Annotated in this window: 19 protein-coding genes; 15 read left to right on the top strand and 4 right to left on the bottom strand. The window is 70.1% G+C overall.

The genetic code is table 11. From position 1 onward, the window contains the following. Positions 1 to 119: 119 nt before the first annotated feature. The 4 genes from secD (at position 120) to OHA05_RS05885 (ending at position 6,228) form a co-directional block, all read left to right on the top strand. Positions 120 to 1,841: a protein translocase subunit SecD gene (gene secD, locus OHA05_RS05900; protein WP_313947452.1), complete on the top strand. Its 1,722-nt coding sequence runs from the start codon at positions 120 to 122 to the stop codon at positions 1,839 to 1,841. Between the two features lies 1 nt (position 1,842). Next, a complete protein-coding gene (secF, locus tag OHA05_RS05895) occupies positions 1,843 to 2,949 on the top strand; it encodes a protein translocase subunit SecF (RefSeq protein ID WP_313947453.1) in 1,107 nt (368 codons plus the stop codon). Then, entirely contained in the window at positions 2,946 to 3,488 is a 543-nt protein-coding gene (locus tag OHA05_RS05890; protein ID WP_313947454.1) for an adenine phosphoribosyltransferase, read from the top strand. Before secF ends, OHA05_RS05890 begins: the two co-directional genes overlap by 4 nt. Before the next feature lie 145 nt (positions 3,489 to 3,633). Next, the gene (locus tag OHA05_RS05885; RefSeq protein ID WP_313947455.1) at positions 3,634 to 6,228 is read left to right on the top strand and encodes a RelA/SpoT family protein; all 2,595 of its coding nucleotides are present in this window, start codon (positions 3,634 to 3,636) and stop codon (positions 6,226 to 6,228) included. An 85-nt stretch (positions 6,229 to 6,313) separates the two neighbouring features. Here OHA05_RS05885 and OHA05_RS05880 read toward each other — a convergent pair whose 3' ends face one another. Together OHA05_RS05880 and OHA05_RS05875 are read right to left on the bottom strand one after the other, a co-directional pair. Continuing rightward, a complete protein-coding gene (locus OHA05_RS05880; RefSeq protein WP_313947456.1) occupies positions 6,314 to 7,543 on the bottom strand; it encodes a DUF349 domain-containing protein in 1,230 nt (409 codons plus the stop codon). 173 nt (positions 7,544 to 7,716) lie between these two features. Next, entirely contained in the window at positions 7,717 to 8,517 is an 801-nt protein-coding gene (locus OHA05_RS05875; protein WP_313947457.1) for a peptidylprolyl isomerase, read from the bottom strand. Positions 8,518 to 8,673: 156 nt separating this feature from the next. Between OHA05_RS05875 and OHA05_RS05870 the strand changes: the two genes are divergently transcribed. The 4 genes from OHA05_RS05870 (at position 8,674) to OHA05_RS05855 (ending at position 12,980) form a co-directional block, all read left to right on the top strand. Then, a complete protein-coding gene (locus OHA05_RS05870) occupies positions 8,674 to 9,381 on the top strand; it encodes an MBL fold metallo-hydrolase (RefSeq protein ID WP_313947458.1) in 708 nt (235 codons plus the stop codon). A gap of 13 nt (positions 9,382 to 9,394) precedes the next feature. Further along, positions 9,395 to 10,660 carry a histidine--tRNA ligase gene (hisS, locus tag OHA05_RS05865; protein ID WP_313947459.1) on the top strand — a complete coding sequence of 422 codons (1,266 nt, stop codon included), beginning with the start codon at positions 9,395 to 9,397 and terminating at the stop codon, positions 10,658 to 10,660. A 268-nt stretch (positions 10,661 to 10,928) separates the two neighbouring features. Beyond that, complete coding sequence (locus OHA05_RS05860; protein WP_313947460.1) at positions 10,929 to 11,564, top strand: vitamin K epoxide reductase family protein; 636 nt, start codon at positions 10,929 to 10,931, stop codon at positions 11,562 to 11,564. A 54-nt stretch (positions 11,565 to 11,618) separates the two neighbouring features. Next, positions 11,619 to 12,980 (top strand): replication-associated recombination protein A, encoded by a 1,362-nt coding sequence (locus tag OHA05_RS05855; RefSeq protein ID WP_313947461.1) that lies wholly within the window; start codon positions 11,619 to 11,621, stop codon positions 12,978 to 12,980. A gap of 22 nt (positions 12,981 to 13,002) precedes the next feature. Here the strand turns inward: OHA05_RS05855 and OHA05_RS05850 are convergent, their stop codons facing one another. Then, positions 13,003 to 13,695 carry a DUF2470 domain-containing protein gene (locus OHA05_RS05850; RefSeq protein ID WP_313947462.1) on the bottom strand — a complete coding sequence of 231 codons (693 nt, stop codon included), beginning with the start codon at positions 13,693 to 13,695 and terminating at the stop codon, positions 13,003 to 13,005. A gap of 188 nt (positions 13,696 to 13,883) precedes the next feature. On the opposite strand from OHA05_RS05850, the gene rpsD reads away from it, so the two are divergent. Beyond that, positions 13,884 to 14,498 (top strand): 30S ribosomal protein S4, encoded by a 615-nt coding sequence (gene rpsD, locus OHA05_RS05845; RefSeq protein WP_313947463.1) that lies wholly within the window; start codon positions 13,884 to 13,886, stop codon positions 14,496 to 14,498. 46 nt (positions 14,499 to 14,544) lie between these two features. On the opposite strand, the gene OHA05_RS05840 is transcribed toward rpsD, so the two are convergent. After that, on the bottom strand, positions 14,545 to 16,749 hold the full coding sequence (locus OHA05_RS05840) for an ATP-binding protein (protein ID WP_328860002.1): 2,205 nt from the start codon (positions 16,747 to 16,749) through the stop codon (positions 14,545 to 14,547). A gap of 158 nt (positions 16,750 to 16,907) precedes the next feature. Between OHA05_RS05840 and OHA05_RS05835 the strand changes: the two genes are divergently transcribed. The 6 genes from OHA05_RS05835 (at position 16,908) to OHA05_RS05810 (ending at position 23,478) form a co-directional block, all read left to right on the top strand. Beyond that, on the top strand, positions 16,908 to 17,339 hold the full coding sequence (locus OHA05_RS05835; protein WP_313947465.1) for a DUF948 domain-containing protein: 432 nt from the start codon (positions 16,908 to 16,910) through the stop codon (positions 17,337 to 17,339). A 6-nt stretch (positions 17,340 to 17,345) separates the two neighbouring features. Further along, a complete protein-coding gene (locus OHA05_RS05830) occupies positions 17,346 to 17,702 on the top strand; it encodes a DUF6167 family protein (RefSeq protein ID WP_328860001.1) in 357 nt (118 codons plus the stop codon). Further along, complete coding sequence (gene alaS, locus OHA05_RS05825) at positions 17,702 to 20,371, top strand: alanine--tRNA ligase (protein WP_328860000.1); 2,670 nt, start codon at positions 17,702 to 17,704, stop codon at positions 20,369 to 20,371. Before OHA05_RS05830 ends, alaS begins: the two co-directional genes overlap by 1 nt. Next, positions 20,371 to 20,835: a Holliday junction resolvase RuvX gene (ruvX, locus tag OHA05_RS05820; RefSeq protein WP_313949084.1), complete on the top strand. Its 465-nt coding sequence runs from the start codon at positions 20,371 to 20,373 to the stop codon at positions 20,833 to 20,835. The genes alaS and ruvX overlap by 1 nt, the downstream gene beginning before the upstream one ends. A gap of 104 nt (positions 20,836 to 20,939) precedes the next feature. Next, positions 20,940 to 22,658, top strand: coding sequence for an endolytic transglycosylase MltG (mltG, locus tag OHA05_RS05815; RefSeq protein ID WP_328859999.1), 1,719 nt, complete (start codon positions 20,940 to 20,942; stop codon positions 22,656 to 22,658). Next, a complete protein-coding gene (locus OHA05_RS05810; RefSeq protein ID WP_328859998.1) occupies positions 22,642 to 23,478 on the top strand; it encodes a shikimate dehydrogenase in 837 nt (278 codons plus the stop codon). The genes mltG and OHA05_RS05810 overlap by 17 nt, the downstream gene beginning before the upstream one ends. The last annotated feature ends 311 nt before the right edge of the window (positions 23,479 to 23,789 follow it).

Below are 23,789 nucleotides of genomic sequence, written 5' to 3'. Positions count from 1 at the left end.
CCGGTGCCCTGCGGTCCCCGGGTCGTGTTGACTTCTGCGGGGGCAGGTCCCCACAACACTTCGTGGCCGACCCGGCGCACACCCGGCGCGGGGGCGGTTGGACAGGGAGAAACGAGAAGGTGGCAGCACCGAACAGGGGCCGAAGGCCCGCGGGGGCTCAGGGGAAGCCGGGGCGCGTCCTCGCTCTGATCCTGATCGCCATGGTCGCGCTGACCGGTGGGATGTTCTGGTCCGGGCACACCACGCCTCGCCTGGGCATCGACCTGGCCGGCGGTACGACGATCACGCTGGCCGCGAAGGCGGAGCCCGGCAAGGAAAGCGCGATCAACGAGACCAACATGAACACCGCGGTCGAGATCATCGAACGCCGTGTCAATGGTCTCGGTGTCTCGGAGGCCGAGGTTCAGACCCAGGGCCGCGAGAACATCATCGTCAACATCCCGAAGGGGACGAACTCCGAGCAGGCCCGTAAGCAGGTCGGTACCACCGCCCAGCTCTACTTCCGGCCCGTTCTGACCGTCGCCGCGGGTGGGCCGACCGCCCCGCAGCCCAAGCCCAGTCCGAGCGCCTCCGCGCCGGACAAGGCCACGGACAAGGGCGGCGCCGACAAGGCGACCTCCCCGTCGCCCAGCGCCACCACGCAGGGCCGCGCCGTCACCGACGGGCTGAAGGCCCCGTCGCCGAAGCCCAGCGGCTCCGCCGCCGAGAAGCCGGCCGCGACGCCGCCCCCGCCCGGCACCGCCGCGCTGGAGAAGAAGTTCACCGACCTCAACTGCCTCGACCAGACCGAGCGCGGCAACGTGGGCGAGGGCGTCAAGCCCGAGGAGCCCACGGTCGCCTGTGGCAAGAACAGCGCCGGGCAGTGGGAGAAGTACGTTCTCGGACCCGCCGCGGTGAGCGGTAAGGACGTCGACGACGCCAAGGGCCAGCTGGACCAGCAGCGCGGCATGTGGATCGTCACGATGGACTTCACCAGCGCCGGCTCGAAGAAGTTCCAGGCGATCACCAGCAAGCTCTCGCAGCAGCAGTCGCCGCAGAACCAGTTCGCGATCGTCCTCGACGGCGAGGTCGTCTCGGCCCCGCAGGTCAACCAGACGCTCAGCGCCAACGCCGAGATCTCCGGAAGCTTCGACCAGCAGTCGGCGCAGGACCTCGGCAACATCCTGTCCTACGGTGCGCTGCCCCTCAGCTTCGAGGAGCAGAGCGTCACCACCGTCAGCGCGGCGCTCGGCGGCGAGCAGCTCCAGGCCGGCCTCATCGCCGGTGCCATCGGCCTCGCGCTGGTCATCATCTACCTGGTGGTCTACTACCGCGGTCTGTCCCTGGTGGCGATCCTCAGCCTCCTGGTCTCGGCAGCCCTCACCTACTCGCTGATGGCCCTGCTCGGCCCGGCCATCGGGTTCGCCCTGAACCTGCCCGCGGTGTGTGGTGCGATCGTTGCCATCGGTATCACCGCCGACTCGTTCATCGTGTACTTCGAACGCATAAGGGACGAGATCCGCGAGGGCCGTACGCTGCGGCCCGCCGTGGAGCGTGCCTGGCCGCGTGCCCGGCGCACCATCCTGGTCTCCGACTTCGTGTCGTTCCTCGCCGCCGCGGTGCTCTTCGTGGTCACCGTCGGCAAGGTCCAGGGCTTCGCGTTCACCCTCGGTCTGACCACCCTGCTCGACGTGGTCGTGGTGTTCTTCTTCACCAAGCCGGTCATGACGCTCCTCGCCCGCACGAAGTTCTTCTCCTCCGGCGGCTCCTGGTCCGGGCTCGACCCGAAGCGCCTCGGTGCCAAGCCCCCGCTGCGCCGCACGCGTCGCACCTCCGCCCCCACCGACCCGAAGGAGGCGTGAGATGTCGCGTCTCGGCAACATCGGCGCCAGGCTCTACCGCGGCGAGGTCGGTTACGACTTCGTCGGCAAGCGGAAGATCTGGTACGGCCTCTCGATCCTGATCACCATCACGGCCATCGTCGGCCTGGCGGTACAGGGTCTGAACATGGGCATCGAGTTCAAGGGCGGTGCCGTCTTCAACACCGCGAAGACGAATGTGTCCGTCGCGCAGGCCGAGGAGTTCGCGGAAACGGCCTCCGGCCATGACGCCATCGTCCAGCAGCTCGGCAACGACACTCTGCGTATCCAGGTCAGCGACCTGGACACCAAGCAGGCCGACGCGGTGGCCACGAAGCTCGCCGCCGATCTGGACATGAACAAGAACCAGATCGACCAGGAGCTCGTCGGCCCGAGCTGGGGCAAGCAGATCGCCAACAAGGCCTGGACCGGCCTCGGGGTCTTCATGATCCTCGTGGTGATCTATCTGGCGATCGCCTTCGAGTGGCGCATGGCCATCGCCGCCCTCATCGCGCTGATCCACGACATCACGATCACGGTGGGCATCTACGCCCTGGTCGGATTCGAGGTCACCCCGGGCACCGTGATCGGTCTGCTGACCATCCTCGGTTACTCGCTGTACGACACCGTGGTCGTCTTCGACAGCCTCAAGGAAGGCACGAAGGACATCACCAAGCAGACCCGGTGGACCTACAGCGAGATCGCCAACCGTTCGATCAACGGCACCCTGGTGCGGTCGATCAACACCACGGTCGTCGCGCTGCTGCCGGTCGCCGGTCTGCTCTTCATCGGCGGCGGCTTCCTCGGCGCCGGCATGCTCAACGACATCTCGCTCTCGCTCTTCGTCGGCCTCGCCGCCGGTGCGTACTCCTCGATCTTCATCGCCACGCCGCTCGTCGCCGACCTCAAGGAGCGCGAGCCGCAGATGAAGGCCCTGAAGAAGCGGGTCCTCGCCAAGCGCGCGGCCGCCGCGGCCAAGGGCGAGTCCCCGGACCAGGCCGAGGAGCCCCACGGGCCGTCGGACGAGGTGCCGGGCGACGCCGCGACGGCGGGCGCCGTCGTCGGACCTCGGGGTCGTGGCCGCGGCCGCCCCTCGGGCAGGCGTCGATGACCGACGGCGTGCAGGAGCTGCTGCTGAGCCGTATCCGCGACGTACCCGACTACCCGAAGCCGGGCGTGGTGTTCAAGGACATCACGCCCCTGCTGGCGGACCCGAAGGCCTTCACGGCCCTCACCGACGTGCTCGCCGAAGGGTGCGCGCGGCACGGGGCCACCAAGGTCGTCGGACTCGAGGCGCGGGGGTTCATCCTCGGCGCCCCGGTCGCGGTCCGCGCGGGGCTGGGCTTCATCCCCGTACGCAAGGCGGGCAAGCTCCCCGGAGCGACGCTCTCCCAGGCGTACGAGCTGGAGTACGGCAGCGCCGAGATCGAGGTGCACGCCGAGGACCTGCAGACGGGCGACCGTGTGATGGTCATCGACGATGTGCTCGCCACCGGCGGCACCGCGGGGGCGGCGGTCGAACTGATCCGTCGCAGCGGGGCCGAGGTCGCGGGCATCGCGGTCCTGATGGAACTGGGTTTCCTCGGCGGCAGGGCCCGCCTGGAGCCCACGCTGCGGGGAGCTCCACTGGAGTCCCTGATCACCATCTGAAGTCGTACGGCCGTCCGTGGGCGTCCCGGGATCTCCCGGGGCGCCCACCGGTCTGTCACGGCCTCGTGAGCACCGGGACAGCGAGGTCGATACCATGGCTTCTCCGGACCTGACCGGGGGACCCGGAACCGCACGAGGAGCGCTCTTGCCAGACGAGGCCCAGCCCGCCGCCGCGCAGCCCGACCAGAAGGCCGACCAGGCCGCGGCAGCCCCTGTCACGCCCGAGACCCAGCCGGCCGACAAGAAGGCGAAGCCTGCTGCGCCCGAGGGGAGCGGGACGGGTGTCGCTCCGGTCGACGTCCGCCGGCCTGCGCCGGCCAAGGGCGCCGCCACCGGTGAGACCCCGGCGAGTGCGAACGGCGCGGCCCCCGCGCCCGCCCCCAAGCCCCCGGCTCCCACCCCGGCCCCGGCCCCGAGGCCCACACCCGCCGCCGTGCCGCGCAGCGCCGGCTCCTCGAACCGGGTACGCGCGCGTCTCGCCCGGCTCGGTGTGCAGCGCTCGTCGCCGTACAACCCCGTTCTGGAGCCGCTGCTGCGGATCGTGCGCAGCAACGACCCCAAGATCGAGACCGCCACGCTGCGCCAGATCGAGCGCGCCTACCAGGTCGCCGAGCGCTGGCACCGGGGCCAGAAGCGCAAGAGCGGCGACCCGTACATCACGCATCCGCTCGCCGTGACCACCATCCTCGCCGAGCTCGGCATGGACCCGGCGACCCTGATGGCCGGGCTGCTGCACGACACCGTCGAGGACACCGAGTACGGCCTGGACACCCTGCGCCGGGACTTCGGCGACCAGGTCGCCCTCCTCGTCGACGGCGTCACCAAGCTGGACAAGGTCAAGTTCGGCGAGGCCGCGCAGGCGGAGACCGTGCGCAAGATGGTCGTCGCCATGGCCAAGGACCCGCGCGTCCTGGTCATCAAGCTGGCCGACCGGCTGCACAACATGCGCACGATGCGCTATCTCAAGCGGGAGAAGCAGGAGAAGAAGGCCCGCGAGACCCTCGAGATCTATGCGCCCCTGGCCCACCGGCTGGGCATGAACACCATCAAGTGGGAGCTGGAGGACCTCGCCTTCGCGATCCTCTACCCCAAGATGTACGACGAGATCGTGCGGCTGGTGGCCGAGCGCGCCCCCAAGCGCGACGAGTACCTCGCCATAGTGACCGACGAGGTCCAGTCCGACCTGCGCGCCGCCCGCATCAAGGCCACCGTCACCGGCCGGCCCAAGCACTACTACAGCGTCTACCAGAAGATGATCGTCCGCGGCCGGGACTTCGCGGAGATCTACGACCTGGTCGGCATCCGCGTCCTCGTCGACACCGTCCGCGACTGCTATGCGGCGCTCGGCACCGTCCATGCGCGATGGAACCCGGTCCCCGGCCGGTTCAAGGACTACATCGCGATGCCGAAGTTCAACATGTACCAGTCGCTGCACACCACGGTGATCGGTCCCAACGGCAAGCCCGTCGAGCTCCAGATCCGTACGTTCGACATGCACCGCCGTGCCGAGTACGGCATCGCCGCGCACTGGAAGTACAAGCAGGAGCCGTCCGCCGGGGCCTCCAAGGTGCGCACCGACGTGCCGAAGAAGGCCGGCAAGGACGACGCCGTCAACGACATGGCGTGGCTGCGCCAGCTGCTGGACTGGCAGAAGGAGACCGAGGACCCCTCGGAGTTCCTGGAGTCGCTGCGCTTCGACCTCTCGCGCAACGAGGTCTTCGTCTTCACGCCGAAGGGCGACGTCATAGCGCTGCCGGCCGGCGCCACACCCGTCGACTTCGCCTACGCCGTGCACACGGAAGTGGGCCACCGCACCATAGGCGCGCGGGTCAACGGGCGGCTCGTACCGCTCGAATCCACTCTGGACAACGGCGATCTGGTCGAGGTCTTCACCTCCAAGGCCGAAGGCGCGGGCCCCTCGCGCGACTGGCTCGGCTTCGTCAAGTCACCGCGGGCCCGCAACAAGATCCGCGCGTGGTTCTCCAAGGAGCGTCGCGACGAGGCCATCGAGCACGGCAAGGACGCCATCGCGCGGGCCATGCGCAAGCAGAACCTGCCGATCCAGCGCATCCTCACCGGCGACTCGCTCGTCACGCTCGCGCACGAGATGCGCTACCCCGACATCTCGTCGCTGTACGCGGCGATCGGCGAGGGCCATGTCGCCGCGCAGGGCGTCGTGCAGAAGCTGGTGCAGGCCCTCGGCGGCGAGGAGGCCGCGAACGAGGACCTCGCCGAGAGCACCCCGCCCTCGCACGGCCGCTCCAAGCGCCGCTCCAGCGCCGACCCCGGCGTGGTCGTCAAGGGCGTCGAGGACGTGTGGGTCAAGCTCGCCCGGTGCTGTACGCCCGTGCCGGGCGACCCGATCATCGGCTTCGTCACCCGCGGCAGCGGCGTATCGGTTCACCGCGCGGACTGCGTCAACGTCGACTCGCTGTCCCAGGAGCCGGAGCGCATCCTCGAGGTCGAGTGGGCGCCCACCCAGTCCTCGGTCTTCCTGGTCGCCATCCAGGTCGAGGCGCTGGACCGGTCCCGGCTGCTGTCGGACGTCACCCGGGTGCTGTCCGACCAGCACGTCAACATCCTCTCCGCCGCCGTCCAGACCTCCCGTGACCGGGTGGCCACCTCACGCTTCACCTTCGAGATGGGCGACCCGAAGCACCTCGGGCACGTGCTGAAGGCGGTCCGCGGGGTGGAGGGCGTCTACGACGTGTACCGGGTGACGTCGGCCCGCCGCCCCTGACCGGATCCCCTGCCCGCAGGGGACAGGACACACGAAAGGGCCTCCCGTACACCGCGTACGGGAGGCCCTTTCGATGTGGCAGCTGTCAGCCGCCGAACTCCTCCAGGCCCTTCAGCGCCTGGTCCAGCAGCGCCTGCCGGCCCTCGAGCTCCTTCGCCAGCTTGTCCGCCTTGGCGTTGTTGCCCGCGGCGCGCGCCGTGTCGATCTGGCCGCGCAGCTTGTCCACGGCCGCCTGGAGCTGTCCGGTCAGACCCGCGGCACGCGCACGCGCCTCCGGGTTGGTCCGGCGCCACTCGGTCTCCTCGGACTCCTGCAGGGCCCGCTCGACGGCGTGCATCCGGCCCTCGACCTTGGGACGGGCGTCCCGCGGTACATGGCCGACGGCCTCCCAGCGCTCGTTGATGGAGCGGAAGGTGGCACGCGCCGCCTTCAGGTCCGTCACCGGGACGAGCTTCTCCGCCTCGGCGGCGAGCTCCTCCTTGAGCTTGAGGTTCTCCGCCTGCTCGGCGTCCCGCTCGGCGAAGACCCCGCTGCGGGCCGCGAAGAAGACGTCCTGGGCGCCGCGGAAGCGGTTCCACAGGTCGTCCTCGGCCTCGCGCTGGGCACGGCCCGCGGCCTTCCACTCCGCCATCAGCTCGCGGTAGCGGGCGGCCGTGACGCCCCAGTCCGTGGAGCCGGACAGCGACTCGGCCTCGGCGACCAGCCTCTCCTTGGTCTTGCGGGCCTCCTCGCGCTGCGCGTCCAGCGAGGCGAAGTGCGCCTTGCGGCGCTTGGAGAACGCCGACCGGGCGTGCGAGAAGCGGTGCCACAGCTCGTCGTCGGACTTCCGGTCGAGCCGCGGCAGGCCCTTCCAGGTGTCCACCAGCGCGCGCAGCCGCTCACCGGCCGCCCGCCACTGCTCGCTCTGCGCCAGCTCCTCGGCCTCGTTGACCAGGGCTTCCTTGGCGTGCCGTGCCTCGTCGCTCTGCTTGGCGCGCTGGACCTTGCGCTCCTCGCGGCGCTTCTCGACCGACTCCACCAGCGCGTCGAGACGCTTGGCCAGCGCCTCGAGATCGCCGACGGCGTGATGCTCGTCCACCTGCTGGCGCAGATGGTCGATGGCCTGCTGGGCATCCTTGGCCGAGAGATCGGTGGTCTTCACCCGACGCTCGAGGAGGCCGATCTCGACCACCAAGCCCTCGTACTTGCGCTCGAAATAGGCCAGAGCCTCTTCGGGAGTCCCGGCCTGCCACGATCCGACGACCTTCTCGCCGTCGGCTGTACGCACGTACACGGTGCCCGTCTCGTCGACACGGCCCCACGGGTCGCTGCTCACAGCGCCTCCTCCACCTGATGCCCGCGAGGGGGTTCGCCCCCCGGGCATCGTCCACAGTTTCCAGGGCGGGCATCGCCCGCCTTCCGCAGCGCGAAGCCGGCCGCGCTGCACAACGCCAATCTAGGCGACCGGCCGCCCGGCTGTCCGCACTCAGCGCGGCTGAAATTCCCCGCTCACGCCTTGGGGACGGCAGCCTTCTCAATGGTGACGGCCGTTTTCGGGGCACCGTCGCCGGCGCCGCCGGTGACTCCGGCCTTGGCCACCTTCTCGACGGCCTTGAGGCCGGCGGCGTCCATCTTTCCGAACGGTGTGTACGTCGGCGGCAGTTTGGTCGCCTTGTAGACGAGGAAGAACTGGCTGCCGCCGGAGTTCGGCTGACCGGTGTTGGCCATCGCCACCGTGCCGGGCGGGTAGGTCACCGAACCGTCGGCGGCCGCCTTGCCGAGCGCGGTCAGGTTCTCGTCGGGGATCGTGTACCCGGGCCCGCCGGTGCCGTCGCCCTTCGGGTCGCCGCACTGGAGCACGAAGATGCCCTGTGTGGTCAGCCGGTGGCACTTCGTGCCGTTGAAGAAGCCCTTGTCCGCGAGCGCCTTGAACGAGTTCACGGTGCGCGGGGTCTTCGCCGCGTCCATCGCGATCTTGATGTCGCCCTGGTTCGTCGTCAGGTCCATCGAGTACTTCGCCGTCTTGTCGATCGACAGGGCGGGTTCGGGGCTCTTGGCCTCGGAGGGAGTGGGGGAGGCGCTGGGCGACGTGGTGCTCTCGTCGCCCGCGGTCTGCCCGTCGGCCTTGGTGTCGCCGTCGGACAGGCCCACCGAGGCGTAGGCGGCCGCGCCCGCGGCGAGCACCACGGCCAGTGTGGCCGCGATGATCGTGTTCCGCTGCTTCCTCTTGCGTGACTGTGCCCGACGCTGCTGCTGGCGCTCGAACTTCTCCCTGGCGAGCTGCCGCCGCCGCTGATCGCTGCTGACCACCGGGTCTTCTCCTTGTAGTCGTACGTCTGATGCCGACCGGCCGAGTGTGCCCGTACCGTATACGGGTTGGCTGTGGGAGGAGCAGCGCCGGTAGGCTCTGATCTGCTGCATTTCGAGGCAGCGAGAACTCTCTCCACGACCACACTGAGGACGATCGTGCTTATTGCCGGGTTCCCCGCCGGGGCCTGGGGGACCAACTGTTACCTGGTCGCCCCCGCCGCCGGCGAGGAGTGCGTGATCATCGATCCGGGCCACCAGGCCGCCGAAGGTGTCGCCGAGGCGGTCGCGAAGCACCGGCTCAAGCCCGTCGCCGTCATCCTCACCCACGGCCACATCGACCATGTCGCCTCGGTCGTCCCGGTGTGCGGCGCGCACGACGTGCCCGCGTGGATCCACCCCTCCGACCGGTACATGATGAGCGACCCGGAGAAGGCGCTCGGCAGGTCGATCGGGATGCCGCTCATGGGCGAGCTGACCGTGGGAGAGCCGGACGACGTCAGGGAACTGACCGACGGCGCGAAGCTGCGCCTCGCCGGACTCGACTTCTCGGTCGCGCACGCGCCCGGCCATACGAAGGGGTCGGTGACCTTCGGCATGCCCGAGGCCGCGGACGTCCCGTCCGTGTTCTTCTCGGGAGACCTGCTGTTCGCCGGCTCCATCGGACGCACGGACCTGCCGGGAGGTGACATGGACGAGATGCTCGCGTCGCTGGCGCGTGTGTGCCTGCCGCTCGACGACTCGACCGTGGTCCTTTCCGGACACGGCCCCCAGACGACCATCGGCCGTGAGCGCGCCACCAATCCCTATCTGCGGGACGTGGCCGGCGGCCTCGGGAGCCAGGCGGCTCCCCGACGAGGAATGTGACGAGAGAAGCTCCGTGAGCACTTTTCAGGCCCCGAAGGGCACGTACGACCTGATCCCGCCCCGGTCCGCGAAGTTCCTGGCGGTCCGCGAGGCGATCTCCGCACCGCTGAAGAATTCCGGCTACGGCTACATCGAGACACCCGGCTTTGAGAACGTCGAGCTGTTCGCGCGCGGCGTCGGTGAATCCACCGACATCGTGAGCAAGGAGATGTACGCCTTCGAGACCAAGGGCGGCACCAAGCTCGCCCTGCGCCCCGAGGGCACCGCCTCCGTGCTGCGCGCGGCCCTGGAGGCCAACCTCCACAAGGCCGGCAACCTCCCCGTCAAGCTCTGGTACTCCGGCTCGTACTACCGCTACGAGCGGCCGCAGGCTGGGCGCTACCGCCACTTCTCGCAGGTCGGTGCCGAGGCGATCGGCGCCGAGGACCCGGCGCTGGACGCCGAGCTGATCATCCTGGCCGATCAGGCGTACCGCACGCTCGGCCTGCGCGAGTTCCGCATCCTGCTCAACTCGCTCGGCGACAAGGAGTGCCGTCCGGTCTACCGCGACGCCCTCCAGGGCTTCCTGCGCGAGCTCGACCTGGACGAGGACACCCGGCGCCGGATCGAGATCAACCCGCTGCGGGTGCTCGACGACAAGCGTTCCGACGTCCAGAAGCAGCTCGTGGGCGCGCCGATGCTGCGCGACTACCTGTGCGACGCGTGCAAGGCGTACCACGAGGAGGTCCGCGAGCTGCTGACGGCGGCCGGTGTGGCCTTCGAGGACGACGAGAAGCTGGTCCGCGGCCTGGACTACTACACGCGCACCACCTTCGAGTTCGTGCACGACGGACTCGGCTCGCAGTCCGCGGTCGGCGGCGGCGGCCGCTACGACGGTCTCTCCGAGATGATCGGGGGCCCGGAACTGCCGTCCGTGGGCTGGGCGCTGGGCGTGGACCGTACGGTCCTGGCCCTGGAGGCGGAGGGCATCGAGCTCGAACTCCCCGCCAGCACCAGCGTGTTCGCCGTCCCGCTGGGCGAGGAGGCACGGCGTGTGCTCTTCGGCGTCGTCACCGAGCTGCGCAGGGAGGGCATCGCCACGGACTTCGCGTTCGGCGGGCGGGGCCTGAAGGGCGCGATGAAGAGCGCGAACCGCTCGGGCGCCCGGTACGCGATCGTCGCGGGAGAGCGCGATCTCGCGGAGGGCGTGGTCCAGATCAAGAACATGGAGTCCGGCGAGCAGAGCGCTGTGGCGCTGGGCCTCGTCGTCGAGGAACTGCGCAGGCGCCTGGCCTCCTAGCCCGGCGTCAACCCGGCGGGAGTTTTCTCCTCCTGCCGTGCGAGGCCGATTCGGACGGGTCGGCGGCGGTTTCCGGTCGTCGTGCCGACGCCGGAGACCGCCACGTCACCTCCCGTTGCCCGAGGCCGGAGCGCCCGGCGGCCCCGCGGAGCACCGGCCCGCGGCGTCGCCGGAGTGCCGGTGCTTATGTCCGGCGAACGGCGGACACCGGCGCAGGTGCGGCAGAATGACCGTGCCCGAGCAGGCTACGAAGCGACGGAACGGCGATATGACGACTGCGGCGGTGGACGACGTGTCCTCAGACGAGCGAGCGGACGGCTCCACGCGCACGATCGGTGCCGGCCGGGCGTTCGCCTGGCTTCTGGTGATCACGGGTGCGGCGGGTCTGCTGGCTTCGTGGGTCATCACGATCGACAAGTTCAAGCTGCTGGAGGACCCGTCGTTCACGCCGGGGTGCAGTCTGAACCCGGTGGTGTCCTGCGGGAACATCATGAAGAGCGAGCAGGCGGCGGCGTTCGGGTTCCCGAATCCGATGCTGGGTCTGGTCACGTACGGCATGGTGATCGCGATCGGCGCGGGGCTGCTGGCGGGTGCGCGGTACCGGCGGTGGTTCTGGCTGGGGCTGAACGCGGGCTGTCTGTTCGGGGTGGGGTTCTGTACGTGGCTGCAGTATCAGTCGCTGTACAACATCAACGCCCTGTGTCTGTGGTGCTCGTTGGCGTGGGCGGCGACGATCGTGATGTTCTGCTACGTCACCGCGCACAACATCAAGCACCGGGTGATCAGGGCTCCCGAGGGGCTGCGCAGCGGTCTGCTGGAGTTCCACTGGATGCCGCCGGTGCTGTGGATCGGGATCATCGGCATGCTGATCCTCACCCGCTGGTGGGACTTCTGGACCAGCTGAGCGGAGCGGGGGAGCCGAGAAGCGTTGTCAGTGCGCTGACATAGGCTTCACAGCGTGGAGCCCGACCTCTTTACCGCAGCTGCCGAAGAACGCCAGGAGAAGGATCCGTCCAGCAGTCCGCTGGCCGTCCGGATGCGTCCGCGCGTTCTCGACGAAGTCGTCGGCCAGCAGCATCTGCTCAAGCCCGGATCGCCGCTGCGCCGCCTCGTCGGCGAGGGCGGCGGAGGTCCCGCGGGACCCGCGTCCGTCATCCTCTGGGGCCCGCCCGGCACCGGGAAGACGACCCTCGCCTATGTCGTCTCCAAGGCGACCAACAAGCGCTTCGTCGAGCTGTCGGCGATCACCGCGGGCGTCAAGGAGGTCCGGGCCGTCATCGACGGAGCCCGCCGCGCGGCCGGCGGCTTCGGCAAGGAGACGGTCCTCTTCCTCGACGAGATCCACCGCTTCTCCAAGGCCCAGCAGGACTCCCTTCTGCCGGCCGTCGAGAACCGCTGGGTGACGCTGATCGCCGCCACCACCGAGAACCCCTACTTCTCGGTGATCTCCCCCCTGCTCTCCCGCTCGCTGCTGCTGACGCTGGAGTCGCTGACCGACGAGGACCTCACGGGACTGCTGCGCCGGGCGCTCACCGAGGAGCGCGGCCTCGGCGGGGCCGTCACCCTGCCCGCCGACTCCGAGGCACATCTGCTCCGTATCGCGGGCGGCGACGCCCGGCGGGCCCTGACCGCTCTGGAGGCCGCCGCGGGCGCCACCCTCGACAAGGGTGAGAAGGAGATCTCGCTCGAGACGGTGGAGGAGACGGTCGACCGGGCGGCGGTGAAGTACGACCGGGACGGCGACCAGCACTACGACGTGGCCAGCGCGCTCATCAAGTCCATCCGCGGCTCCGACGTCGACGCGGCCCTGCACTATCTGGCGCGGATGATCGAGGCGGGGGAGGACCCGCGCTTCATCGCGCGGCGGTTGATGATCTCGGCGAGTGAGGACATCGGCCTGGCGGACCCGGCGGCCCTGCCGACCGCGGTCGCCGCGGCGCAGGCCGTGGCCATGATCGGCTTCCCGGAGGCCGCGCTCACCCTCAGCCATGTCACGATCGCGCTGGCGCTGGCCCCGAAGTCGAACACCGCCACGACGGCGATCGGTGCCGCGCTCGCCGATGTCCGGGCCGGTCTCGCCGGTCCGGTCCCTCCGCATCTGCGGGACGGTCACTACAAGGGCGCGGCCAAGCTCGGCCACGCCCAGGGGTATGTCTATCCGCACGATGTGCCCGGCGGGATCGCGGCCCAGCAGTACGCCCCGGACGCGGTGCACGGCAAGCGGTACTACGAGCCCACGCGTTACGGCGCCGAGGCGCGGTACGCGGACGTCGTGGAGAAGGTGCGTGAGCGGCTGCGCGGTGGCACCGCCGGCGACTGACCGCCTGCTGCGCGTCGTGCCGTCAGGGCGCGGCGGCCTCGAAGAGCGTGTGCATCGCCCGGCGCAGTTCGGTGACGTCGCGGACGGGCTCGGGGAAGTCGAACCGCGCGTCGAAGCAGCGCTCGCCGACGAACCGCACCCGCAGCCCGAAGCGGTCCAGCGCCAGGGGCACCGCCTGCTGGCCGCCCGAGTCCGTCCCCTCGGCCCGGTCGCCGAGCAGTCCGCACAGACCCTGCACCTGCTCGCCGTGGACGGAGTGCAGATGCTGGAGCAGCTCCGTCTCGTACGACACCAGCGGGTCCACGCCGGCCCGGGCGAAGTCCTCCGGCTCCACGCTCGACACACCCCACAGATCGTCCACGCGCAGCTCGCCGACCTCCAGCCGCAGCATCATGGCGCCGGGTTCGGCGAGGCCGGGGACGCAGGTCAGCCAGCCGGTGACCCATGCGCGCCCGCGGATACGATGGGGGACCGAGACCGGGGCGACATCCGTGATCTCCAGCACGGCGGACAGCTCGTCGTCCTGGGCGTGGGTCGCGGCCCGTACGGCCGGGGAGTCCGCGGGAAAGAGCAGGAAGACCTCACCGTCGGTGCCCACCACGCGTGCCTGCGGGGTCAGCTGCTCCGGCCGGGTGACATCCACACCGGGAATGAGCAGTACCGCGGAGCATGTACTCTGTACGAGAGTTCGTGTGCGCTCGGCTGCTGACGGCATCCGAGTGATTTCAAGCCCGCTGGGACGCGGCTGACCATGAGCTGATCGGACCTCCGTCGCCTCGACGCTCTGAGCAGCGTCGGCTTCTTTTGTGCTGTCCGTGATGCGCTTGGTGTTCCCAGGGCGAGACATGCGATCTCCTTGAGTAAGGTGAGCCTAACCTAACCTACAACGGAGGTCTGGAGAACGTGCCTAACCAGTCGCGTCCCAAGGTCAAGAAGTCTCGCGCGCTCGGTATCGCGCTGACGCCGAAGGCTGTCAAGTACTTCGAAGCCCGCCCCTACCCGCCGGGCGAGCACGGCCGTGGGCGCAAGCAGAACTCGGACTACAAGGTCCGTCTGCTCGAGAAGCAGCGTCTGCGCGCCCAGTACGACATCAGCGAGCGCCAGATGGCCCGCGCCTACGACCGCGCGCGCAAGGCCGAGGGCAAGACCGGCGAGGCGCTGGTCATCGAGCTCGAGCGTCGTCTCGACGCCCTCGTGCTGCGTTCGGGCATCGCCCGGACCATCTACCAGGCCCGCCAGATGGTCGTCCACGGCCACATCGAGGTCAACGGTGGCAAGGTCGACAAGCCGTCCTTCCGCGTCCGTCCCGACGACGTCGTGATGGTCCGCGAGCGCTCCCGCGAGAAGAGCCTGTTCCAGGTCGCTCGTGAGGGTGGCTTCGCCGCCGACGGTGAGACCCCGCGCTACCTGCAGGTCAACCTGAAGGCCCTGGCGTTCCGCCTGGACCGTGACCCGCAGCGCAAGGAAGTTCCGGTCATCTGCGACGAGCAGCTGGTCGTCGAGTACTACGCCCGCTGATTCAGGGGCCCTCCCGGCGACAGCCGGGAGAGTGACTCACCACGCTTCAGCCCGCCGCTTCCCCGCCCTTTCCGGCGGGGGAGCCGGCGGGCTCTCGCGTTTCCACGGGCGTCGCTGTACGGACCGGACGCGGCCTGCCCGGTATGGCCGCCGGCGGGCGTTTCGGTGTGGCGAGGGCCCGCCGCACCGCCGCGTCCAGCGACAGCTCACGGCCCACCCGTGCACATGAGGCGTACCGCTCGGCCCCCAGCACAGCGCCCGCCTGCTGCTCGCACAGCGCCCGCGGCCCGCTGAAGTGGCCGGAGCCGAAGAGCGGCATCCCGACCGCGCCCCACACCGGGGACGCGGCGCCCTGGAGCACCGCCGCCTCCGCCGGGTCCCCCTCGCCGGCCGTGACCAGCGCCAGCAGTTCGATCGCCAGCACCAGGCCCACCAGATCGTTGAACCGGTGGTCGATGACGACGGCGTCCTGGAGCAGGGCTCGCGCCCGGGAGTGGTCGCCGCCCGTCCACGCGGCATAGGCCAGGACGTAGAGCGCATAGGCGCGGGTCCACAGCTCGCCGCGCTCCTCGCAGATCTCCCGCACCTCTTCGCAGAGGCCGACCGCCTCCTCCAGACGGTTCTGGAAGACGAGCGCCATGGCCAGCTCGACCTGCCCCATCAGCACATTGCTGTTGAGTTCGCCGAGGTCCCGGTAGGCCACGAGGGCCGAGCGGATCAGCTCCTCGGCGCGCGGCATGTCGTCGGACAGCAGGGCCAGGCACCCCATGCGGTGGACGGCGTACGCCGCCGCCACCGGGTTGCCCGTGCGGCCCGCCTCCTCGCGGCACTCGTGCAGCGCGCCGGCGGCCGCCGCACTGTCGCCCTGGAGGACCGCCACATAGCCGAGCACCCACAGAGCCTTGAGCCGCGCCTCCTCGTGGTCCCCGGACTGCGCGAGCGCCCGGTCCAGCCAGTGCCTGCCCTCCGCGAGCCGGCCGCAGCCGGCCCAGTAGAACCACAGCGTGCCCGCCAGATGGTGACCCAGATGTGTGTCCTCCGCGGACTCCAGGCACAGCTCCAGCGCGGCCCGCAGATTGGGCAGCGCGCTGTCGGTGCAGTCCGCCACCTCCGGCTGCCGCGGACTGAACCACTCCAGCTCGCACCAGGTGGCCAGTCCGACGTACCAGTCCCGGTGCCGCTTGCGCATCCGCAGGGAGTCGCCGAGGGCTTCCAGCCACTCGGCGCCGTACGCGCGGACGGTGTCGAGCATGCGGTAGCGCACGCCCGCGGGCGTCTCCTCGCGGAAGACCACGGACTGCGCGAGCAGCCCGGAGAGCACGTCCAGCACCTGTTCGGCGGGGAGATCGGGGCCGCTGCACACGTACTCCACGGCCTCCAGTTCGAACTGCCCGGCGAACACCGACAGCCGCGCCCACAGCAGCCGTTCCTCGGGAGTGCAGAGCTCATGGCTCCAGCCGATCGCCGTACGCAGCGTCTGATGGCGCGGCAGGGCACCCCGGCTGCCGCCGGTCAGCAGCAGGAATCGGTCGTCCAGCCGCTGGAGCAGCTGGTCGAGGGAGAGTGCGGCGAGCCGGCCCGCCGCCAGTTCCAGCGCGAGGGGGATCCCGTCGAGACGGCGGCACAGGTCGCGTACCGCGCCCGTGTTCTCGCCGGACAGCGCGAAGTGCGGCAGCACCGCCGCCGCGCGATCCGCGAAGAGCCGCACCGCGTCGCTCTCCGTCAGTGGTGCCAGTGGGAAGACCACCTCACCCGCCAGCCGCAGCGAACGGCGGCTCACCGCCAGGATCTGAAGGCCGGGGGCGTGGCGCAGCAGATCGCCTACGAGCTCGGCGCCGTCGTCGACGAACTGCTCGAAGCCGTCCAGCACCAGGAGCAGCCGGCGCTCCGCGAGGTGGCCGAGGAGGACCTCGCGGGGCGGTCTGCTGGTGTGGTCGGTGATGCCGAGGGCGGTGACCAGCGCATGCGCGACCAGCGCGGGGTCGGACAGCGTGGACAGCTCGCTCAGCCACACCCCGTCGCGGTGGCTGCCCCGCTCCCGCAGCCCGGCCGCGACACGGATCGCCAGCCGCGACTTCCCCACACCGCCCGCTCCGGCGACGGTGATCAGCCGGACGCCACTGTCGATCAGCCGCGCGAGCGCGTCCTGCTCGCCGGCCCGGCCCACGAACGGGGTCAGTTCCGCCGGGAGACGGCCCCGCGGCGGGGAGTGATCGTCGGGCGAAGGGCCGTTGCGAGAGGTGCGCCGCATAGGACACGGAGCGTACCCGCGTGTAAGCACTCCGTACAATCTGCTTGCACAACTCCCTTCGGCCCCCTGGTAATGCGGTACGGGGTGTGACCCTGGGCGCGATAGGGTCGGAGGAGGTTTTCCGACGTGTTTCAGCGACTAGCAGAGAGCGGTGCAGCGTGACCGGTGGAGAGGTTGCCGGGATCCTGGTGGCCGTCTTCTGGGCGATCCTGGTCTCCTTCCTCGCCGTGGTGCTGGTGAGGTTGGCCCAGACCCTCAAGGCGACCACCCGGCTCGTGGCGGACGTGACCGAGCAGGCGGTGCCGCTTCTGTCCGACGCCTCAGCGACGGTCCGTTCCGCGCAGACGCAGCTGGACCGCGTCGACGCCATCGCGACCGACGTCCAGGAGGTCACCTCCAACGCCTCCGCGCTCTCCACGACCGTCGCGTCCACCTTCGGCGGCCCGCTGGTCAAGGTCGCCGCGTTCGGCTACGGAGTGCGCCGGGCGATGAGCCGCAAGGGCGACGGCGAGGCACCCGAGCCGTCCCGCCGGTCAGTGATCGTCGGCCGTACCGTGCCGGCCGCCCGGCGAAAGAAGCAGAGGGGCTGACGCACCATGTTCCGCCGCACGTTCTGGTTCACCGCCGGCGCCGCAGCCGGGGTCTGGGCCACCACCAAGGTCAATCGCAAGCTGAAGCAGCTGACCCCCGAGAGCCTCGCCGCCCAGGCGGCCAACAAGGCGATCGACGCGGGCCACAAGCTCAAGGACTTCGCACTCGACGTCAGGGCCGGAATGGTCCAGCGCGAGAGCGAACTGGGCGAGGCGCTCGGCCTCGCGACCCCGCCCGGCGGCCCCGAACTGCCCGCGCAGCGCCGCCTCGCCGCCGTCGAGCCGCCGAGGCGCCCGTTCGACAAGCACGACAAGCACGACAAGCGCTCCTACACATCGCACAACCGGAATGAGGACCACTGATGGAGTCGGCTGAAATCCGCCGCCGCTGGCTGAGCTTCTTCGAGGAGCGCGGGCACACCGTCGTGCCTTCGGCGTCGCTCATCGCGGACGACCCGACTCTGCTGCTGGTCCCCGCGGGCATGGTGCCCTTCAAGCCGTACTTCCTCGGCGAGGTCAAGCCGCCGTTCCCGCGCGCCGCCAGCGTGCAGAAGTGCGTGCGTACGCCGGACATCGAGGAGGTCGGCAAGACCACGCGGCACGGCACCTTCTTCCAGATGTGCGGCAACTTCTCCTTCGGCGACTACTTCAAGGAAGGCGCCATCAAGCTCGCCTGGGAGCTGCTGACCACTCCGGTGGCGCACGGCGGCTACGGGCTGGAGCCGGAGAAGCTCTGGATCACCGTGTACAAGGAGGACGACGAGGCCGAGCGCATCTGGCGCGATGTCGTGGGCGTGCCCGCCGAGCGCATCCAGCGCCTGGGCAAGAAGGACAACTACTGGTCGATGGGCGTCCCCGGACCCTGCGGACCGTGCTCCGAGATCAACTACGACCGCGGCCCCGAGTTCGGCGAAGAGGGCGGCCCGGCCGTCAACGACGAGCGCTATGTGGAGATCTGGAACCTGGTCTTCATGCAGTACGAGCGCGGCGAGGGCACCGGCAAGGAGGACTTCGAGATCCTCGGTGACCTCCCGTCGAAGAACATCGACACCGGTCTCGGCCTCGAGCGTCTCGCCATGATCCTCCAGGGCGTACAGAACATGTACGAGACCGACACCCTGAAGGTCGTCATCGACAAGGCCACCGAGCTGACCGGTGTGCGCTACGGCGCCGAGCACGGCTCGGACGTCTCACTGCGCGTGGTCGCCGACCACATGCGTACGTCCGTGATGCTGATCGGCGACGGCGTCACCCCCGGCAACGAGGGCCGCGGCTACGTGCTGCGCCGCATCATGCGCCGCGCCGTCCGCAACATGCGGCTCCTCGGCGCCACGGGCCCGGTCGTCGGTGAGCTCGTCGACACGGTCATCAAGACGATGGGCGAGCAGTACCCGGAGCTGGAGACCGACCGCAAGCGGATCGAGACCGTCGCCCTCGCCGAAGAGGCCGCCTTCCTCAAGGCCCTCAAGGGCGGCACCAACATCCTCGACACGGCCGTCACCGAGACCAAGGCCACCGGCTCCACGGTCCTCGCCGGCGACAAGGCCTTCCTGCTCCACGACACCTGGGGCTTCCCGATCGACCTCACGCTCGAAATGGCCGCTGAGCAGGGCCTGTCGGTCGACGAGGACGGCTTCCGACGCCTGATGCAGGAGCAGCGGGAGCGCGCCAAGGCCGACGCCAAGGCCAAGAAGACCGGCCACGCGGACGTCACCGCCTACCGCGAGATCGCCGACGGCTCCGGAGCCACGGAGTTCACCGGCTACACCAACACCGAGGGCGAGACCACGATCGTCGGTCTGCTCGTCAACGGCGTTCCCTCGCCGGCCGCTTCGGAGGGCGACGAGGTCGAGATCGTCCTCGACCGGACCCCGTTCTACGCCGAGGGCGGCGGCCAGCTCGCCGACCAGGGCCGTATCAAGCTGCACAGCGGCGCCGTCGTCGTGATCCGCGACGTGCAGCAGCCGGTCCCCGGTGTCACCGTGCACAAGGGCTCGGTCCAGGTCGGCGAGGTGACGGTGGGCGACACCGCCTACGCCACCATCGACGTGCTCCGCCGCCGCGCCATCGCCCGCGCGCACAGTGCCACCCACCTCACGCACCAGGCGCTGCGCGACGCCCTCGGGCCGACGGCCGCCCAGGCCGGTTCGGAGAACTCGCCGGGCCGCTTCCGCTTCGACTTCGGCTCGCCCGCCGCCGTGCCCGGCACGGTGCTCACGGACGTCGAGCAGAAGATCAACGAAGTGCTCGCCCGTGAGCTCGACGTGCACGCCGAGGTCATGAGCATCGACGAGGCCAAGCGACAGGGTGCCATCGCCGAGTTCGGCGAGAAGTACGGCGAGCGCGTGCGCGTCGTGACCATCGGCGACTTCTCCAAGGAGCTGTGCGGCGGCACGCACGTGCACAACACCGCGCAGCTGGGCTTGGTGAAGCTGCTCGGCGAGTCCTCGATCGGCTCCGGCGTGCGCCGTATCGAAGCCCTCGTCGGTGTCGACGCGTACAACTTCCTGGCCAAGGAGCACACGGTCGTCGCCCAGCTCCAGGAGCTGGTCAAGGGCCGTTCCGAGGAGCTTCCCGAGAAGATCTCCGCCATGCTCGGCAAGCTGAAGGACGCCGAGAAGGAGATCGAGAAGTTCCGCGCGGAGAAGGTCCTCCAGGCCGCCGCCGGGCTCGTCGAGAGCGCCAGGGACGTACGCGGCGTGGCCCTCGTCACCGGTCAGGTGCCGGACGGCACCTCCGCGGACGACCTGCGCAAGCTGGTGCTCGACGTCCGGGGCCGTATCCAGGGCGACCGTCCCGCCGTCGTCGCTCTGTTCACCACCGCGAACGGCCGGCCGCTCACGGTCATCGCCACCAACGAGGCGGCCCGCGAGCGCGGCCTGAAGGCCGGAGACCTCGTGCGCACCGCTGCCAAGACGCTGGGCGGCGGAGGCGGCGGCAAGCCGGACGTCGCGCAGGGCGGAGGGCAGAACCCGGCCGCCGTCGGCGACGCCGTGGCCGCCGTCGAGCGCCTGGTCGCCGAGACCGCGTGATGCGCCGGGGACGCCGTCTCGCGATCGACGTCGGGGACGCCCGTATCGGGGTCGCCTCGTGCGACCCCGACGGGGTCCTCGCGACGCCGGTGGAGACCGTGCCGGGACGGGACGTCCCGGCCGCCCACCGGCGGCTGCGGCAGCTCGTCGAGGAGTACGAACCGATCGAGGTCGTCGTGGGCCTGCCCCGCTCGCTCAACGGCGGGGAGGGGCCCGCCGCGGCCAAGATCCGGGTCTTCGCCCAGGAGCTCGCTCGCGGGATCGCACCGCTTCCGGTGCGACTTGTGGACGAGAGGATGACCACATTGACGGCCAGTCAGGGGCTCCGCGCTTCGGGCGTGAAGTCCAAAAAGGGCCGCTCTGTCATCGACCAGGCTGCCGCTGTGGTGATTCTCCAGAACGCTCTGGAGTCCGAACGGGCGTCGGGAGCGGCTCCCGGCGAGTCCGTCGAAGTGGTTGTCTGATCGCGATACGGTAACGTTCCGCGCGATGCGGCGGTGTTCGAACAGCTGCCGCTCAGCAAAGAGGCGGGACGCGTAAAAGCCTGCCTCGCGGCCCTAGGGGATCGATGACTGATTATGGCCGGGGCCCCGGCTCCGAACCGTGGCATCCCGATGACCCTTTGTACGGCGACGCGGGATGGGAAGGGCAGCAGGCCGCGACCGGCCAGGCCGCCTACGGCCAGCAGCCGCATCAGCAGTACGCGCAGCAGCAGCCGCAGCAGCACTACGGACCCCAGGACCCGTACCAGCAGCAGTACGCCCAGCAGCAGTACCAGCAGCCGGGGTACGACCAGCAGGCCTACGCGCAGCAGCAGTACGCCCAGCAGAACCAGCACCCGCAGCATCAGCAGCAGAACCAGCACCCGCAGCAGCACAACGGGGGCTGGGACACGGGTCAGCACGCGGCCATGCCCTACCCGGGCGACCCCGCCGACACCTACGGCGGCCCGCCCCCGGGCTACAACAGCCGACAGGAGGCGGACTACTACGCGACCCCCGAGGCCTACCCGCCGCCGCAGCCCCCGGGCCGGCGGCAGGCCGAGCCGGAGCCCGCGCCCACCGAGTGGGAGGCGGAGGCGGCGAAGGAGGGGGAGGAGACCCACCCCTTCTTCACCGGCGACGACGGCCGTGACGACGACGGGGAGTACGACGACGACCCGCGCGAGACGCGGCGCGGCAGCGGCAACGAGCGCCGTGGGAAGACCAAGAAGAAGAGCCGTAACGGTTGTGCATGTCTGGTCGTCTCGCTCGTCCTCGTGGGTGGACTCGGCGGCGTCGGCTACTTCGGCTACCAGTTCTGGCAGGGCCAGTTCGGTGCCGCGGCGGACTTCGAGGGCGAGGGCACCGGCTCCGTCGAGGTGGAGATCCCCAAGGGCGCCGGCGGGTACGAGATCGGCCGGATCCTCAAGGACAGCGGTGTCATCAAGAGCGTGGACGCGTTCGTGTCCGCGCAGGAGAAGAACCCCCAGGGCAAGACCATCCAGGACGGCAACTACGTCCTGAAGAAGGAGATGTCGGCGGCCAGCGTCGTCGAACTGATGCTCAGCCCGGGCAGCCGCAACAACCTGATCATCGCCGAGGGCCGGCGCAACGTCCTGGTCTACGCCGAGATCGACAAGCGGCTGGATCTGCCGGCGGGCACCACCAAGACGGTCGCCAAGAAAGAGGCGAAGAACCTCGGGCTGCCCGCGTGGGCGCTCAACCGCCCCAAGGTCAAGGACCCGCTGGAAGGATTCCTCTTCCCGGCCAGCTACTCGGCGGCCAAGGGCAACAAGCCCGAGGCCGTGCTCCGCAAGATGGTGGCCCGCGCCAACGCGGAGTACGAGAAGGCCGGTCTGGAGGACAAGGCGAAGAGCCTCGGGCTCGCAGGTCCGTGGGAGCTGCTGACGCTGGCCAGCCTGGTGCAGGTCGAGGGCAAGACGGACGACGACTTCCGCAAGATGTCCGAGGTCGTCTACAACCGCCTCAAGCCGACCAACACGGAGACCAACCAGGAGTTGCAGTTCGACTCGGCCTTCAACTACCTCAAGGGCGAGAGCAACATCGACATCTCCGAGCAGGAGATCAACACCAACCCGGACCCCTACAACACGTACACCAACAAGGGGCTCACACCGGGGCCGATCAGCAACCCCGGCAACGCGGCGATCGCGGCGGCGCTGAATCCGACGAAGGACGGCTGGATGTACTTCGTCGCGACCGACGGCAAGGACAAGACGGAATTCGCCAAGACCCACGACGAGTTCCTGAAGCTCAAGGAAAAGTTCGATGCCCGCAACGACTGAGGCACGGCGTGCGGCGGTCCTCGGATCGCCCATCGCCCACTCGCTCTCCCCGGTGCTCCACCGCGCCGCGTACGCGGCGCTGGGCCTCGCCCACTGGATCTACGACCGGTTCGAGGTGGACGAGGACGCGCTGCCGGGCTTCGTGAAGGGGCTCGACAGCTCCTGGGCCGGTCTGTCGCTGACCATGCCGCTGAAGCGGGCGGTCATCCCCCTGCTGGACGGCATGAGCGACACCGCCGCGTCCGTGGAGGCCGTCAACACGGTCGTGCTCACCGAGGACGGCCGGCGGCTCGGCGACAACACCGACATTCCCGGCATGATCGCCGCCCTGCGCGAGCGGGGCGTCGACAAGGTCGATTCCGCGGCCGTGCTCGGCGCCGGTGCGACGGCCTCCTCGGCCCTGGCCGCCCTCTCGCGCATCTGCACCGGACCCGTCACCGCGTACGTACGCAGCGCGGGCCGGGCGGCCGAGATGCGCGGCTGGGGCGAGCGGCTCGGGGTGGACGTCCGGATCGCCGACTGGGCGGAGGCCGACACGGCGCTCCAGGCGCCGCTCGTCGTCGCCACCACCCCGGCCGGTGCCACCGACGACCTCGTGGCGGAGGTGCCCGACCGGCCCGGCACCCTCTTCGACGTGCTCTACGAGCCGTGGCCGACCGCCCTGGCCGCCGGATGGTCGGCGCGCGGCGGAGCGGTCGTCGGCGGCCTCGACCTCCTGGTGCACCAGGCGGTCCTCCAGGTCGAGCAGATGACGGGCCGCGCACCGGCGCCCCTGGCCGTGATGCGGGCCGCGGGCGAGCGGGCGCTGGCAGCCCGCTGAGCCGTGTCCGGGCGATCTTGGCGGGCCTGCGACGACGGCTACGGCACTCCCCCGTAGCCCTTCGGGCACGGGAGGTGCCCCCACGCTGTGTCGTCGGAGTCGCCGCCCGAGTGCGCCCGGTACGAGGACGCTCTCCCCAGCTTCTGGCGGGGGTTCCCCCACGGCCGTGCGATGCACCGCATCCGACGCCGCGGGCTGATCCTCGAAGACCGCCCGGACAGGACCCGGAAGCCGGCGGGCTCGAAGCCCGCTGGAGATGCCGTCCGGATCGAGGCCGGCCCCACGCGGCCGTGCGGCCGTTCTTTCCGGTG

Source organism: Streptomyces sp. NBC_00306 (assembly GCF_036169555.1).
GTDB lineage: Bacteria > Actinomycetota > Actinomycetes > Streptomycetales > Streptomycetaceae > Streptomyces > Streptomyces achmelvichensis.
This window is presented reverse-complemented; position numbering and strand designations above follow the sequence as displayed.

Excerpts from the sequence above, each read along its gene's own strand:
- mltG (WP_328859999.1), top strand. The coding sequence starts at position 20,940 with ATGACTGATTATGGCCGGGGCCCCGGCTCCGAACCGTGGCATCCCGAT.
- OHA05_RS05850 (WP_313947462.1), bottom strand. The coding sequence starts at position 13,695 with ATGCCGTCAGCAGCCGAGCGCACACGAACTCTCGTACAGAGTACATGC.
- alaS (WP_328860000.1), top strand. The coding sequence starts at position 17,702 with ATGGAGTCGGCTGAAATCCGCCGCCGCTGGCTGAGCTTCTTCGAGGAG.
- OHA05_RS05860 (WP_313947460.1), top strand. The coding sequence starts at position 10,929 with ATGACGACTGCGGCGGTGGACGACGTGTCCTCAGACGAGCGAGCGGAC.
- OHA05_RS05830 (WP_328860001.1), top strand. The coding sequence starts at position 17,346 with ATGTTCCGCCGCACGTTCTGGTTCACCGCCGGCGCCGCAGCCGGGGTC.
- secF (WP_313947453.1), top strand. The coding sequence starts at position 1,843 with ATGTCGCGTCTCGGCAACATCGGCGCCAGGCTCTACCGCGGCGAGGTC.
- OHA05_RS05840 (WP_328860002.1), bottom strand. The coding sequence starts at position 16,749 with ATGCGGCGCACCTCTCGCAACGGCCCTTCGCCCGACGATCACTCCCCG.
- OHA05_RS05890 (WP_313947454.1), top strand. The coding sequence starts at position 2,946 with ATGACCGACGGCGTGCAGGAGCTGCTGCTGAGCCGTATCCGCGACGTA.
- OHA05_RS05810 (WP_328859998.1), top strand. The coding sequence starts at position 22,642 with ATGCCCGCAACGACTGAGGCACGGCGTGCGGCGGTCCTCGGATCGCCC.
- ruvX (WP_313949084.1), top strand. The coding sequence starts at position 20,371 with ATGCGCCGGGGACGCCGTCTCGCGATCGACGTCGGGGACGCCCGTATC.